13 protein-coding genes and 1 pseudogene are annotated in these 13,700 nt (G+C 74.7%); 9 read left to right on the top strand and 5 right to left on the bottom strand.

Annotated features, from left to right (window positions below; translation table 11 throughout):
* The 6 genes and pseudogenes from DLJ47_RS37920 to DLJ47_RS25695 all read left to right on the top strand — a co-directional run.
* A pseudogene (locus DLJ47_RS37920) lies at positions 1-193 on the top strand (ABC transporter ATP-binding protein); the annotation flags it as partial.
* Positions 190-1,374, top strand: coding sequence for an ABC transporter permease (locus DLJ47_RS25715; protein ID WP_109903592.1), 1,185 nt, complete (start codon positions 190-192; stop codon positions 1,372-1,374). The pseudogene DLJ47_RS37920 and the gene DLJ47_RS25715, both read left to right, overlap by 4 nt.
* A gap of 244 nt (positions 1,375-1,618) precedes the next feature.
* Entirely contained in the window at positions 1,619-1,828 is a 210-nt protein-coding gene (locus DLJ47_RS25710) for a helix-turn-helix domain-containing protein (protein WP_007465625.1), read from the top strand.
* Positions 1,829-2,050: 222 nt separating this feature from the next.
* A complete protein-coding gene (locus DLJ47_RS25705; RefSeq protein ID WP_007465623.1) occupies positions 2,051-2,152 on the top strand; it encodes a 30S ribosomal protein bS22 in 102 nt (33 codons plus the stop codon).
* A gap of 120 nt (positions 2,153-2,272) precedes the next feature.
* Positions 2,273-3,346 (top strand): NAD-dependent epimerase/dehydratase family protein, encoded by a 1,074-nt coding sequence (locus tag DLJ47_RS25700; RefSeq protein ID WP_109903582.1) that lies wholly within the window; start codon positions 2,273-2,275, stop codon positions 3,344-3,346.
* A 475-nt stretch (positions 3,347-3,821) separates the two neighbouring features.
* The gene (locus DLJ47_RS25695) at positions 3,822-4,679 is read left to right on the top strand and encodes a lysophospholipid acyltransferase family protein (protein ID WP_109903598.1); all 858 of its coding nucleotides are present in this window, start codon (positions 3,822-3,824) and stop codon (positions 4,677-4,679) included.
* 22 nt (positions 4,680-4,701) lie between these two features.
* On the opposite strand, the gene DLJ47_RS25690 is transcribed toward DLJ47_RS25695, so the two are convergent.
* The 3 genes from DLJ47_RS25690 to DLJ47_RS25680 all read right to left on the bottom strand — a co-directional run bounded on the left by DLJ47_RS25690 (position 4,702) and on the right by DLJ47_RS25680 (position 8,005).
* Complete coding sequence (locus DLJ47_RS25690; protein ID WP_109903580.1) at positions 4,702-5,577, bottom strand: HAD family hydrolase; 876 nt, start codon at positions 5,575-5,577, stop codon at positions 4,702-4,704.
* A 302-nt stretch (positions 5,578-5,879) separates the two neighbouring features.
* Positions 5,880-6,758, bottom strand: coding sequence for a DUF5667 domain-containing protein (locus tag DLJ47_RS25685; RefSeq protein ID WP_109903578.1), 879 nt, complete (start codon positions 6,756-6,758; stop codon positions 5,880-5,882).
* A gap of 290 nt (positions 6,759-7,048) precedes the next feature.
* Positions 7,049-8,005: an ECF subfamily RNA polymerase sigma factor, BldN family gene (locus DLJ47_RS25680; protein WP_088996183.1), complete on the bottom strand. Its 957-nt coding sequence runs from the start codon at positions 8,003-8,005 to the stop codon at positions 7,049-7,051.
* A gap of 845 nt (positions 8,006-8,850) precedes the next feature.
* Here DLJ47_RS25680 and DLJ47_RS25675 point away from each other — a divergent pair.
* The 3 genes from DLJ47_RS25675 to DLJ47_RS25665 are packed head-to-tail and all read left to right on the top strand — an operon-like array spanning position 8,851 to position 11,424.
* Positions 8,851-10,500, top strand: coding sequence for an AMP-binding protein (locus tag DLJ47_RS25675; RefSeq protein ID WP_109903576.1), 1,650 nt, complete (start codon positions 8,851-8,853; stop codon positions 10,498-10,500).
* Positions 10,493-10,744 carry a glutaredoxin family protein gene (locus DLJ47_RS25670; protein WP_109903574.1) on the top strand — a complete coding sequence of 84 codons (252 nt, stop codon included), beginning with the start codon at positions 10,493-10,495 and terminating at the stop codon, positions 10,742-10,744. Before DLJ47_RS25675 ends, DLJ47_RS25670 begins: the two co-directional genes overlap by 8 nt.
* Positions 10,745-10,773: 29 nt before the next feature.
* Complete coding sequence (locus DLJ47_RS25665; protein WP_109903572.1) at positions 10,774-11,424, top strand: HAD family hydrolase; 651 nt, start codon at positions 10,774-10,776, stop codon at positions 11,422-11,424.
* Between the two features lie 13 nt (positions 11,425-11,437).
* Here the strand turns inward: DLJ47_RS25665 and DLJ47_RS25660 are convergent, their stop codons facing one another.
* Positions 11,438-12,091 (bottom strand): response regulator transcription factor, encoded by a 654-nt coding sequence (locus DLJ47_RS25660; protein WP_109903596.1) that lies wholly within the window; start codon positions 12,089-12,091, stop codon positions 11,438-11,440.
* Between the two features lie 136 nt (positions 12,092-12,227).
* The gene (locus DLJ47_RS25655) at positions 12,228-13,529 is read right to left on the bottom strand and encodes a sensor histidine kinase (RefSeq protein WP_109903570.1); all 1,302 of its coding nucleotides are present in this window, start codon (positions 13,527-13,529) and stop codon (positions 12,228-12,230) included.
* Positions 13,530-13,700 lie beyond the last annotated feature (171 nt).

The raw sequence follows: 13,700 nt of genomic DNA, 5'->3' as shown, positions 1-13,700 counted from the left end.
GGCGGAGCTTCATGATCGACCGCCGTCGGACGGCGTGGACGGACCTGACACACTGGTGCCCGCTCCCAGCGCGGAGCCCCGGTCCGCGTCCGGAAGCGGCCCGGGGCACCCGCCCGGTGGCTCCGGTGGCGCCACCGGAGCCACCGGGCGCCTTCCGCGCCCGCCCGACGACCGGGGCGGAGCCGGCTCGTGAGGGTGGCGGAGGCCTGGCGGGTGGCGCTGGCCGCACTGCGTGCCAACCGGCTGCGCAGCGCGCTGACCATGCTCGGCGTGATCATCGGGGTCGCCTCGGTGGTGATCCTGGTGGCCATCGGCACCGGCACCAAGCGGAAGGTCGAGCAGCAGGTCGAGGGGCTCGGCTCCAACCTGCTGCTGGTGGTCCCCGGCCGGCTGGACGTGGGCGCCGCCCCGGCCGTCTCCCCGCTCACCCTGGCCGACGTGGACGCCGTCGCCCGGGTGGTCGGCGACCGCGACCGGGTAGCGGTGACCGTCGCCTCCGGCGCGACCGTGCGGGCCGGCGGCCGGGCGGACTTCAGCACCGTGCAGGGGGTGCTGGAGACCACCCCGTCGGTGTTCACCCGGGAGCTCGCGCGGGGGCGTTACCTGAGCGGCTCCGACGTGGACACCAGCCGGCGGGTGGCGGTGCTCGGCGCCTCGGTGGCGCGCGCCCTCTTCCCCGACCGGGACCCGGTCGGGCGGCAGATCACCGTGGCCGGGGTGCGGTTCCGGGTGATCGGCGTCTTCGCCCCGCTCGGGCAGAGCCTCGGCGTGGACCGCGACGACGAGGTGCACGTCCCGGTGACCGCCGCGCAGCGGCTCTACGGCACCCAGCGGGTCGACGGCATCGCGGTGAAGGCGCCGGACCGGGAGCGGATCGACGAGCTGGGCGACCGGATCGTGGCCGAGTTGACCCGCCGGCATCCGGGCACCGAGTTCAGCGCGGTCACCCAGGAGCAGATCCTCGGGGTGCTCGGCGACATCCTGGGCGTCCTCACCGGCGTACTGGCCGCGATCGCGGGCATCTCGCTGCTGGTGGGCGGGGTCGGCGTCTCCAACATCATGCTGGTCAGCGTGCGGGAACGGACCCGTGAGATCGGCCTGCGCAAGGCGGTCGGCGCCCGGCCCCGGGACATCGGCGTTCAGTTCCTGCTGGAGGCGGTGCTGCTCACCTCGGTGGGCGGGCTCACCGGCATGGCCCTCGGTGTGGGCACCGCCCTGCTGGTGGACGCGCTGTCGCCGATCCCGGCGGCGATCACCTGGTGGTCGCTGGCGCTCGCGTTCGGCGTGTCGGCGGCGGTCGGCATCGTCTTCGGCGTGGTGCCCGCGCAGCGCGCCGGCCGCCTCGACCCCGTGGTGGCGTTGCGCGCCGAGTGAGCCCGGCCCGCCGGCCGGCGGGCGGTGCGCGGATCGTCGCCGGGAACCGGGACATCCGGCGTGCCGAGGCGAATATCGGCAGGTCGGAACGGGTGAATCGGGTGCCGAATTATGATCAGTTGTACGAAGGGATCGCGCCGGTCACAGCGGCCCCGCTACCGTACTGGTAACACGCGCGTACGCCGGTCCGGGCGGGAGATCCCGTCCGGTGGCACGCGCCGGGCATGGGATGGGTCGGTGAGCCATGGCCGGGTCGCAGTCCGACGGTCGGCTGTCGGAGGTCAAGTTCCTCACCGTCGCCGAGGTGGCGACGGTGATGCGGGTGTCGAAGATGACGGTCTACCGCCTGGTGCACAGCGGTGAGCTGACCGCGGTACGGGTGGGCCGCTCGTTCCGGGTGCCCGAGCACGCGGTGCACGAATATCTCCGGGGCGCCTTTCAGGAAACCGCCTGAGCCGCCCCCAGGCCCCCCGACCGGTGGGCGTTGACGCCCGTCGACCGGGGTCGCGTTGGTCCTGCCGAAGCTCTCCCGCTACCCTGGACCCGACCGTGACCGCACACCGGTGCGCCCCGCCGCCCCCACGCTGGTCCGGTCCGTTGTCCGCAAGCGGTCGCGGACGCCACCGGAGGGTGGTGTCATCCGGTCGCCCCGCACGTTGCATCGAAAGGCTGTCGTATGGGCTCGGTGGTCAAGAAGCGCCGCAAGCGCATGGCTAAGAAGAAGCACCGCAAGCTGCTGCGCAAGACCCGCGTCCAGCGTCGCCGTCTCGGCAAGTGACCGGAGCCGGGCCACCGCCCGGCGTCCGTCGTCACTCGCCAACTGCAGACCCTCGGAGGCTCAGGTGATCAGGCCGTGGCTGTCCCGGCTCGATCCCGCCTGCCGGGGGAGGTGCGAGACATGACCCCCGGTGGCACCCCAGGTGCTCCGGGGGTCGTCGTCGTGACCGGGGTCGGCCGTTACCTCGGCGCGCACGTCGCCGCCCGACTCGCCGCGGACCCGCGGATCGAACGGGTCATCGGCGTCGACCCGCCGGAGCCCGGCGCCGAGTTCAGCGACCTGCTCGACCGGGTCGAGCGGATCCGCGTCGACGCCGGCTCGCTCGGCGGGCTGCTGGCCGACCTGGAGGTCGACGCGGTCGTGCACCTCGCCCTGGTCAGCGCCCCCGACCAGCAGCACGGCGGCCGGTCGGCGATGAAGGAACAGAACGTCATCGGCACCATGCAGATGCTCGCCGCCTGCCAGCGCGCGCCCCGGCTGCGCAAGCTCGTGGTCCGCTCCTCGACCGCCGCGTACGGGGCCTCGTTCCGCGACCCGGCGGTGTTCACCGAGGAGACCGAGCCACGCGAGGTGCCGCGCGGCGGGTTCGCCCGCGACATCCTCGACATCGAGGCGTACGTACGCGGCTTCCGCCGGCGCCGGCCCGACGTCACCGCCACCGTGCTGCGCTTCGCGCCGTTCATCGGCTCGACCGCCGACACCACGCTCACCCGGTACTTCTCCCAGCCGGTGGTGCCCACCGTCTTCGGCCGTGACCCCCGGTTGCAGTTCCTTCACTTCGACGACGCGCTGGAGGTGCTGCACCGGTCGATCGTGGAGGACCATCCGGGCACCTACAACGTCGCCGGGCCGGGGGTGCTCTCGCTCTCCCAGGCGATCCGGCGGGCCGGCCGGGTGGCCCTGCCGGTGCTGGAGCCGGGCCTGTCCGGGGCCGCCGCGCTCGCCCGCAACCTCGGCTTCGGCCGATACGGCCTCGACCAGGTCGACCTCTTCGTGCACGGCCGGGTGGTCGACACCAGCCGGCTGGAGCGCGAGTACGGCTTCACCCCCCGCTCCACGGCGGCTGCCTTCGACGACTTCATCCGGGCGCACCACGGCGGCGTCGTGGTGTCCCGGGATCAACTCGCCGCCGCCGAGCGGCTCGTGCTGGACGGGATCCGGCAGGTCCGCGCCGCCGTACGGGAGCGGACATGAGCGAGCGGAGCGAGCGGAGCGAGCGGATCATCAAGCTCAGCGCGAAGGCGCCTGATGACGGCGCGGCACGGTGCGGAGTGCCGGCATGAGCGGACCGGAGGAGCGGCGGGACGGCCGGTACGACGTGCCGCTGACCGTGGCCGACCCGGGAGCGGCGCGGGCCAACGGGCACCGGCCCGCCGCCGACGAGCCGGACACCGCGGCCACCGACGAGCCGGTGGCGTCCGCGCCGGCTGACGCCGCCACCGATGTCCCGGCGGGCCGCGACGAGCCGGCCCCCGACGCCCCGGGCGCCACCGCCAGCGACGCGCCAGCCGGCGGCCAGCCGGTCGTGCCGGCGGCGGACTCCGGCCAGAACGGTGACGGCCAGGACGGCGTCGGCCAGCACGGTGACGCCCAGAACCGTGACGCCCAGGACGGTGACGGCCAGGGCGGCGGCGACCAGGACGGCGGTGGAGCCGGGCGGGGGCCGGCGGTGCCGGACCGGCCGGGCGACCACTGGGACCGCAAGGTGGCCAACGGGCTGGCCTTCCTGCGCCGCCGGCTGGCCGGCGACTACGAGGTGGACGAGTTCGGCTTCGACCCGGAGCTGACCAGCGCGGTCTTCCACCCGCTGCTGCGGGTGCTCTACCGGGACTGGTTCCGCACCGAGGTCACCGGCATCGAGCACGTGCCCACCGACGGGGCCGGCCTGGTGGTGGGCAACCACTCCGGCACGGTGGCACTGGACGCGTTGATCCTCTCAGCGGCCCTGCACGACCAGCACCCGGCGCGCCGCTACCTGCGGCTGCTCGGCGCCGACCTGGTCTTCCGGATGCCGGTCGTCTCCGAGCTGGCCCGCAAGTCCGGTGGCACGGTGGCCTGCAACCCGGACGCCGAGCGGCTGCTCGGCAACGGCGAGCTGGTCGGCGTCTTCCCGGAGGGCTTCAAGGGCATCGGCAAGCTCTACTCCGAGCGCTACAAGCTGCAGCGCTTCGGCCGCGGCGGGTTCGTCTCGGCGGCGCTGCGTACCGGCACCCCGATCGTGCCGGTGGCCATCGTCGGCGGTGAGGAGATCTATCCGATGCTCGCCGACATCAAGCCGCTCGCCCGGCTGCTCAAGCTGCCGTACTTCCCGGTCACGCCGACCTTCCCGTGGCTCGGACCGCTGGGCATGGTGCCGCTGCCGAGCAAGTGGCTGATCGAGTTCTGCCCGCCGATCCCGACCGCCCACCTGACCGACTCGGCGGACGACCCGCTGGTGGTGTTCAACCTCGCCGACCAGGTGCGGGAGACCATCCAGCAGACCCTGCACAAGCTGCTGGAGCGGCGGCCGGACCCGTTCGGCCCCTGACCCGGGCCCGTTCGCCGGCCGGTCAGTCGGCGCGGCGGCGGCGGTGCAGCGCCAGGCCGGCGGTGACCGCCCCGGCGACCAGGCCCGCGGCGGCGGTGGACGGTACGGCGATCTTGACCGCTCGACGCCCGGTGCGGAAGTCCCGCACCTCCCAGCCCTGCTGCCGGGCCTGCCGCAGCAGGGTGCCGTCCGGGTTGACCGCCACCGCGCGGCCCACCGCCGACAGCATCGGCAGGTCGTTCGACGAGTCGCTGTAGGCGGCGCACCGGCTCAGGTCCAGCCCTTCGACCGCGGCCAGCTGGGTGATCGCCTCGGCCTTGGCCGGGCCGTGCATCAGGTCGCCGACCAGCCGCCCGGTGTACGCGCCGTCGACGATCTCGGCCACCGTGCCGATCGCGCCGGTCAGCCCGAGGCGGGCCGCGATCACCCGACCGATCTCCACCGGCGCGGCGCTGACCAGCCAGACCCGCTCGCCGGCGTCGAGGTGGCGCTGGGCCAGCCGCCGGGTGCCGCTCCAGATCCGGGGCGCCATCAGCTCGTCGAAGATCTCCTCGGTGAGCCGCTCCACGTCCTCCACCCGCCAGCCCTCGATGAAGGCGAGGGCCGCCTCCTTGGCCTGCGACATGTCGCCGGCGTGCTCGGTGGCGAGCAGCCGGAACCGGAGCTGCTGCCAGGCGAACCGGACCAGGTCGGAGGTGGTGAAGTACTTGCGCGCGGCGAGCCCGCGGGCGAACCAGTAGATCGAGGCGCCCTGCATCATCGTGTTGTCCACGTCGAAGAAGGCCGCCGCGGTCGGGTCCGGCTCCGGGGGAGTCGGCGCCGCCGGGTCCGTTTCCGCCCAGCCGGCGGTGTGACCGTGGGCGTCGGTGCTGACGGTCACCTTGCGGCTGCGGACCACGCGACCTCCCTCCGCTCGACGTGCGCGACGTGTGCCTCCTGGCGAGGGTAGCCGGGACGGAGCGTCCGGCGGCCGGCCGGCAGGTGAACTGTGGCGTGTCCGGCGTCCGGACGCGGACGCCGGCGGCTGCCCATGCCCGGAAGCCGGGTCGGGGCAGGGCGTTACGCCGGTACGGCAGCGGCCGGGCGGCCGGGCGGGCAGGCGGCCAGCGCGGGCGTCAGCGGCCGGCAGGCGTCGGCGCTGGCCCGCCCGCCCGAAGCCGGTGGTGGTTGGCCGGGCGGGCGTCAGCGGCCGGGCCTACGTCAGCGGCCGGGCGGGCAGGCGGCCGGAGCCGGACCGAGGGCGTCGCTGCCGGCCGGGGCCGGCAGGCCGCAGGCGATCGCGGCGCGCAGCGCGTCGGAGCGCTCGCGGATCGCGTCCAGCAGGGCCAGCGAGCGCCGGGCCCGGTCCCGTTCGGGCCGGGTCGCGTCGTCCAGCAGCGCGTTCACCGACCGCCGCTGCCCGGTCAGGAAGGAGTTCACCGCGTCCAGCGCCGCCGGGTCGGAGCGCTGCACCGCCGCGCTGTTCAGCAGGCGTACGCCCTGCCGGGTGTCGGCGTCCATGTCGTCGAGCACGGCGCTGAAGCCGGTCTGGTCGCCGCGCAGCGCGGCCGCCTCGCCCAGCCGGGTCCGGGCGAAGTCCAGGAAGAGCTGCCCCCGGCTGATGTCCGAGCTGGTCAGGGCGAGCTGGGCGCGCTCGGTCGAGCGCTTCATCCCGTAGAGCGCGTCGCCCGGCACGGCGTTCTCGCTGGCCGCCGAGATGCCGGAGACGGCGATCGCACCGGCCGCGATGCCGATCAGGATCGCGCCCCGGGCCCGGGCCCGGCGGGCGGTGACGGCGGGCAGCAGCGAACCGCGGCCGGTGGTGGTGGTGGAGCGCTGGGCGGCCGGTTCCGCCGCGGCCGGGGCTCCGATGCCCTCCCGCTCGGCGGTGGCCAGCAGCATCGCCCGCAGCCCGGTGCGGAAGTCCGGGTCGACCTCGACGGCTGGCACCTCCGTACGCAGCCGCTGCCCGACTGCGACGAGCGCGGCGAGCTGGTCGTCGGCCCGGGACCGGGCGTGCCGGCGCCGGCCGCCGTTGGCCTCGTCGAGAAGTTGCGCGAAGCGCTCGGCGCGCCGACGGGAGAAGAGGTCGCTGTCCACCGCAGGCACCTCCTCTCGCTGGTCACGGCCGGTCGGCCGCTGTCGTCGCCGACGACCGGGGCGGGCGCCACGAACCCACGGTTCGTGACCGGCCATGCCGCCGGACCTCTCGCTGGGTCCGGGGGGATGCCGGAGCTACCAAACGGTCGCACCCGGAGAAACGGTCCGCAGCGGGCACGGGTTACGGGCCTGGCGGGTGCGAAATCACAGAAAGTGACCGAAGTCACCCGACCGGAAGGGCGCTGAGCTGCGGAAACACTGATCGACCGGTGCGAGTCCCACTCATGGGACTACGGTTGGAAACCGTCGGGAAGCAGCCGTGCCAGGGCCCGGACCGCCCGGTACTGGAGCGCCTTGATCGCACCCTCGTTCTTGCCCATCGCCCGGGCCGTCTCGGCCACCGAGAAGCCCTGCAGGAACCGGAGCACTATGCACTCCTGCTGTTCCGGGTTGAGCTGCTTGACGGCGCTGAGCAGGGCCACGTTGGTGATGTGTTCGACCACCGCCGCCTCCGGGCTGCCCTCCGGCCCCCGGTCCTCGCGGTCGGCGTCGAGCACGTCGCCGGTGGTCACCTCCAGCCGGTACCGGCCGGACTTGAAGTGGTCGGCGACCAGGTTGCGGGCGATGGTGACCAGCCAGGCACCGAGGTCCCGGCCCTGCCAGGTGAAGCTGCCGATCCGCTTCAGGGCGCGCAGGAACGTGTCGGAGGTGAGGTCCTCGGCGAGCTGGCGGTTGCCGACCCGGAAGTAGACGAACCGGAAGACGGTGTCCACGTACCGGTCGTAGATCAGTCCGAACGCCTCGGACTCGCCCGCCTGGGCGCGCTCGACCAGGGCCCAGACCTCGGTGGCCGGGTCCGACGGGTCGGGCCGGCTCGGGTAGCCCGTGGAGGTGTTGGCCGGGGCGGCCGCCGGCACCGCGGGAAGCACCGCCGTCTCGGTCGTGGACGGGTCGGCCACCGCCGGCGGCTCCCCGGTACGGCGGCTCTGCGCCGGCATGGACGGTCGGGCGGGGACCGCGACCCGGCCGCCGACCGGCTTCGCGTTTCCTCCCGGGGTGGCCGGCCGGGGCGGCGGGTCGTTGTGGTGTGGCCGGTTGCGCAGCCGCTTCGACGTGCCCTCCCCCCGTACGGAGAGGCTGCCGGTGTCCTCCACCGGGCCCCGGGCGGCGAGCCGTTCGTTCACCGTGGCGCGGGCCGCCGGGCCGGTCAGACCGAGGGGGCGCTCCGCGTAGCCGAAGGTCGTCACCGCACCGCCTCCGTCCCGCCGGCGGTCGACCGCGCCGGCCGGTGCGTCGCCGCCACCGGGCCGGGTACGCGGTCGGGCAGGGCGGGTCGGGGGCGTGCCGACGGGCGGCAGATCCCCTTGAGGTGCTGGTCCAATGCGCTCACAGGCACGGGGGCCTCCTCGGGCTGAGGGGTGTCGACTCACGGCAAATGGGGTGAGCCGACCCGAGTGATGATAGGGGCCAACGTCACCCGCGCGTGGCAAGTCCGTTACACAGGGCGGAAGTATTTCCCGCCGCGTCGCACCGATGGCGGACCGGTTGTCCGTCGTGTGCGGTTGACTTTCGCACCGGCCCGTGGTCCGTAGTGGAACGCTGGTCAGCGAGGCTTCCTGGGGCTTTCGCGAGCGTCCCGGGGGGACGGTCGCGCGGTACGTCCGGCCGGGCGCCGGGCGGGCCCGGTGCGTCCTGTCCACGGGACCGGAGGTGTCTCGGGCGTCGGCATCGGCGTGTCCTGTGGACGGGACCCATCCGCCGTCCGGTCGAGTTCGTCCCGTCGGCCCGGCCCAGGACGCCCCGCCGACCGGCCGGGCTGTCCCGCCGAGCAGCCGATCCGAGCCGACACCGGCCGCCGGCGTCCACCCCGACCGGCGGCACCCGGTCGAAGTTGCGTGCGGCGGCCGGCGGGTCCACGGCAGGCCGGCTCCACCCACCCCTCGGAACGGGCCGGGGCGGTGTCCACTCCGACCGGCGGCACCCGCTTGGGGGTGGCGCGCGGCGGCGGGCGGCTCCGTCGCTCCTCGGCAGCGGATCCGGGGCTCGCCTCCGGCATGGCCGGGCGGCCCGCGCTGTGCCAGACTCAGCCACCGTGCAGGACGCAGCCGACAGCTCCGCGCCGAACCTCGCCGACCGGCTCCGCCGGGCGGCCGTCGCCCATGGCGACCGACCCGCGCTGTACTGGCGCGAACAGATCCTGAGCTGGTCCGAACTGGACGCGGCGGTGACCGAGGTCGGCACCGCGCTGGCCGCGGCGGTGCCGGCCGCCGACCCGGCCGGGCGGCCCGCCCGGGTCGCGGTCGCCCTGCCCAACTCGCCCGACTTCGTGCTCGGCCTGCTCGGCGCGCTCCGCGCCGGGCTGGTCGCGGTGCCGGTCAACCCCGGTTTCACCGGGCCCGAGCTGCGGCACGTGCTCGCCGACTCCGGCGCGGCCGTGCTGATCGGCACCGAGCGGGTCCGCACGCTGGTCGCCGACGTCGCCGGTGAACTGCCCGCACTCGCCGCCGTGCACGCCACCCCACCCCGCGCGCCGTCGGCCGGCGACCCGTTTCCGGCCCGGGGCGGCGACGACCTCGCGGTGCTGCTCTACACCTCGGGCACCGAGGGCCGGCCGAAGGGCGCCATGCTCTCGCACCGGGCGCTGCTGGCCAACCACGAGCAGGTGGACCGGATCGAGCCGCCGGTGGTCGGGCCGGACGACACGGTGCTGCTGGCGCTGCCGCTGTTCCACGCGTACGGGCTGAACTCGGGGCTGGGCGCTGTCATCCACCATGGCGCGACCGGGGTGCTGGTCGACGATCTCGGCGCTGACGGCGGGCTCGCCGAGATCGCCCGGCACCGGGTCAGCGTGCTGGTCGGCGTACCGTCGATGTTCCTGGCCTGGTCCACCGCGGACGCCGGCGCGGCCGCCGCCGCGATGGCCTCGGTCCGGGTCGCGGTCTGCGGCGCGGCGCCGCTGGAGCCGGCCGTGGCGGCCCGCTTCGCCGAGGTGGCCGGACGACCGGTGCACGTCGGCTACGGCCTCACCGAGACCGCCCCGGTGCTCACCACCACCCTGGTCGGCGGGGTCCCGAAGGCCGGCTCGATCGGCCGGCCGCTGCCCGGCGTGCAGCTGCGCCTGGTCGGCCCGGACGGGACCGACCTGTGGCGCGACGGCGTGGCCGAGCCGGACGAGGACGACGACGAGCTGCACCTCGCCGACCCCGCGCCGGGCACCGACCCGGGGCAGATCGTGGTACGCGGCCCCAACCTGTTCTCCGGCTACTGGCCGGACGGCCGGGGCGGGCCGGACGCCGACGGCTGGTGGGCCACCGGCGACGTCGCCTACGCGGACGCCGACGGCGACCTCTTCCTGGTCGACAGGATCGGCGAGCTGATCCTGGTCAACGGGTTCAACGTCTACCCGCACGAGGTCGAGCTGGTGCTCTCCGCGCACCCGGGCGTGGCCGAGTCGGCGGTACTGGGTGTGCCGCACCCGCGAACCGGCGAGACTGTCCGGGCGTACGTGGTGCCGGCGCCGGGGCGTCCGGTGACCAGCGAGGACCTGCTCGCCCACTGCGCCCGCAACCTGGCCCGGTTCAAGTGCCCGACCGCCGTCGAGTTCGTCGACGCGCTGCCCCACTCGGCGATCGGGAAGGTGCGCAAGACCCTGCTCCGGTCGGACCCGTCCCCGGCGGACCCGGCCGGCGACCGCCCGTCGGCTCGCGCCGGCGCCAGCAGCACGGAGGACACCGATGCGTGAACCCCGACTCACCCTGATCACCCGGCCCGGCTGCCACCTCTGCGACGACGCCAGGGCGGCCCTGGACCGGGTGGTGGCCGTCACCGGCGACCGGTGGGTCGAGCAGGACGTCACCGGCGACCTCGAGCTGGAGCGCGAGTACGGCGACCGGCTGCCCGTGGTGCTGCTCGACGGCAAGGAGCACGGCTACTGGCGGGTGGAGGAGGAGCGGCTGCTGCGGGACCTGACCACGCCGCAGCTGTAGCGCTGCTGGGCGCTGGATAGGGTGCGGCGATGACCCCTGCACGCACCCACCTGGTGTGGGACTGGAACGGCACCCTGCTCAACGACCTCAGCCTGGTGGTCGCCGCCACCAACGCCGCGTTCGCCAGCGTCGGCGGGCCGAGCGTGACCGCCGAGGAGCACCGGGTCCGGTTCCGCCGGCCGATCGCCGACTACTACGCCGACGTGCTCGGCCGGGCCGTCGACGAGGAGGCGTTCGGCCGGTTGGACCGGCTCTTCCACGACGCGTACCGGGCGGGGCTGACCACCTGCGAGCTGGCGCACGACGCCGCGTCGGCGATGGCGAGCTGGTCGGGCAGCCAGTCGCTGCTGTCCATGTGGTTCCACGACGAGCTGGTGCCGACCGTGCACACCTACGGGTTGAGCGGGCACTTCGTCCGGGTGGACGGGCTACGGGCCGAGGTCGGCGGCGACCGCAAGGCCGAGTCGCTGCGGCGGCACCTGGCCGAGCTGGGTCTGGACGGTGGGGCCGTGGTGCTGATCGGCGACTCCATCGACGACGCCGACGCGGCCCTCTCGGTCGGTGCCCGCGCCGTCCTCTACACCGGCGGCTTCACCGACCCCGCCCGCCTGCACGCCTCGGGCCACCCGGTAGCCGACACCCTCACCCAAGCCGTAACTCTCGCCCAAACCCTCCCCTGACCCCGGGCGGGGGTTAGTTGCGGAGGTAGGTGAGGACGGCCAGGACTCGGCGGTGTTGTTCGGTGTCGGGTGGGAGGTTGAGCTTGGTGAAGATGTTGCGGACGTGCTTCTCCACCGCGCCGTCGCTGACCACCAGGGCCCGGGCGATGGCGGTGTTGGACCGGCCCTCGGCCATCAACCCGAGCACCTCCCGTTCGCGCGGGGTCAGCTCGCGCAGCGGGTCGTCCCGGCGGCGCCGGGCGAAGAGCTGGCCGACCACCTCCGGGTCGAGCACCGTGCCGCCGGCGGCCACCCGGTCCAGCGCGTCGAGGAACTCGTCGATCGCGGCCACCCGGTCCTTGAGCAGGTAGCCGATCCCGCCACCGCCGGCCCCGGTGGTGGCGAGCAGGTCGTCGGCGTACGAGACCTCGACGTACTGGGAGAGCACCAGGATCGGCGTACGCGGCACCAGCCGCCGGGCCTCCACCGCGGCGCGTAGCCCCTCGTCGGTGTGCGAGGGCGGCATCCGGACGTCGACGATCGACACGTCGGGTCGGTGGGCCACCACCGCCTCGACCAGCGCCTCGCCGTCGCCGACCGCTGCCACCACCTGGTGCCCCCGCTCGCTGAGCAGCCGGATCAGCCCCTCCCGCAGGAGTACGGCGTCGTCCGCGATCACGATCCGCATGGTGTCGTTGTCTACCACGTGCGCACCACCGCACCGGGGCAGCGCGGCGCGGCCGGCCCGGCCCCCACCCCCGGGCCGGACCGGATCACCCGCCGCGCCGTGCCGGACCGCGTACCCCGGTGCGGGGCGACCGGGATCACAGCGGGAGTTCCGCGCGGACCTCGGTGGGGCCACCGGCCGGGCTGAGCACGTCCAGCCGGCCGCCGGCGGCGCGGATCCGGTCGGCGATGCCGACCAGCCCGTGCCCCTTGGCCAGGTGCGCCCCGCCCTGGCCGTCGTCGCCGACGGCGACCACCAGCCGCTGGTCCTGGCGGCTCACCGCGACCTGGCACTCGGTGGCCCGGCTGTGCTTGGCCACGTTGGTCAGCGCCTCGGCCACCACGAAGTACGCGGTGCTCTCCACCGCCGGGTCCAGCCGTCCGCCCGGGGTGCCGAGGTCCGGGTCCACCCGCAGCTCGATCGGGATCAGCCCGCGGCCGGCGAGCGCGGCGAGGGCGCTGGGCAGCCCCCGGTCGACCAGGATCGGCGGCGCGATGCCCCGGGACAGTGCGCGCAGTTCGGCGAGCGTCTCCCGGGTCTGGGTGACCGCCTCGTCCAGCGTCCGCCCGGCCGCCTCCGGATCGGAGGCGAGCTGCTGGCGGGCCCGGCTCAGGTCCATCGCCAGCCGGACCAGGCGCTGCTGCGGGCCGTCGTGGATGTCCCGTTCCAGCCGGCGCAGCGCGCTCGCCTCGGCCGACACGGCGGCCCGCTTCTGCTCCTCCAGCACGGTGATCCGGTTGCGCATCTCGGCCACCCCGGTCAGCATCGCCCGGCCGAAGCTGGCCTCCATCAGGGCGCAGCCGCGGACCACGATCGGCAGCGTGATCAGGAAGAACAGCCCGATCGCGGTGTGCAGGCCGATCCGGGCGGTGGTCGAGTCGCCCAGGCCGAGCAGCTGGGGCAGCTCGACGTCCTCCGGGTCGCCGTGCGGCAGCGCCCAGTCGTACGCCCAGTAGAGCGAGCCGGCGACGGCGCCGGCCCACCAGACCAGCGTGACCACGAAGCTGACGATGGCCACCACCAGCTTGAGGATTCCGTGCGCCAGGTCGAGCCAGGACTGGGCGTCGCCCATCGGCACGAAGATCCGCCGCCAGGCGCTCGCGCCGGGCTCGGCGAGCCGGTACTGCGGGCGGATCCGGGCCTGGCGCAGCACGGCGGGCAGCCGCAACCGCTCGATGTCGGCCAGCCCGCGGGCGGCGTAGAGGGTGCCGCTGAGGATCGGCAGGCCGATCACGGTCACCACCAGCCCGAGACCGGCGGCGAGGCCCACGATGAGTACGACGAAGCTGGCCAGCGCCAGCGGCAGGCCGAGCAGGACGTACCCGGAGTCGGTGAAGAGCTGGCGGGAGATGGTCGGGGCCAGTGCCGGCTGGTCGGCGGTGGCGGGAACGGCGGTCATGTCACGAGGCTAGGCAGCGGGGTGGGTCCGCACCCATCCCGCCGGCCGCCGTTTCCGGCGTAGGGCTGGCCCTACCTGGGGCCGGGCGGGTGGCTGCCGAGCCGGTCGGGGCCGCGACGCGCGGTCGCGCGATTGGTCAGAGAAGTCGTAATTGAGCAATAATCGCCGAGC

Source organism: Micromonospora sp. S4605 (assembly GCF_003176715.1).
Classification (GTDB): domain Bacteria; phylum Actinomycetota; class Actinomycetes; order Mycobacteriales; family Micromonosporaceae; genus Micromonospora; species Micromonospora echinaurantiaca.
Note: the sequence above shows the minus strand (reverse complement) of the source record. Positions and strands in the feature narration are given on the sequence as shown.

Excerpts from the sequence above, each read along its gene's own strand:
- DLJ47_RS25700 (WP_109903582.1), top strand. The coding sequence starts at position 2,273 with ATGACCCCCGGTGGCACCCCAGGTGCTCCGGGGGTCGTCGTCGTGACC.
- DLJ47_RS25710 (WP_007465625.1), top strand. The coding sequence starts at position 1,619 with ATGGCCGGGTCGCAGTCCGACGGTCGGCTGTCGGAGGTCAAGTTCCTC.
- DLJ47_RS25655 (WP_109903570.1), bottom strand. The coding sequence starts at position 13,529 with ATGACCGCCGTTCCCGCCACCGCCGACCAGCCGGCACTGGCCCCGACC.
- DLJ47_RS25670 (WP_109903574.1), top strand. The coding sequence starts at position 10,493 with ATGCGTGAACCCCGACTCACCCTGATCACCCGGCCCGGCTGCCACCTC.
- DLJ47_RS25660 (WP_109903596.1), bottom strand. The coding sequence starts at position 12,091 with ATGCGGATCGTGATCGCGGACGACGCCGTACTCCTGCGGGAGGGGCTG.
- DLJ47_RS25705 (WP_007465623.1), top strand. The coding sequence starts at position 2,051 with ATGGGCTCGGTGGTCAAGAAGCGCCGCAAGCGCATGGCTAAGAAGAAG.
- DLJ47_RS25665 (WP_109903572.1), top strand. The coding sequence starts at position 10,774 with ATGACCCCTGCACGCACCCACCTGGTGTGGGACTGGAACGGCACCCTG.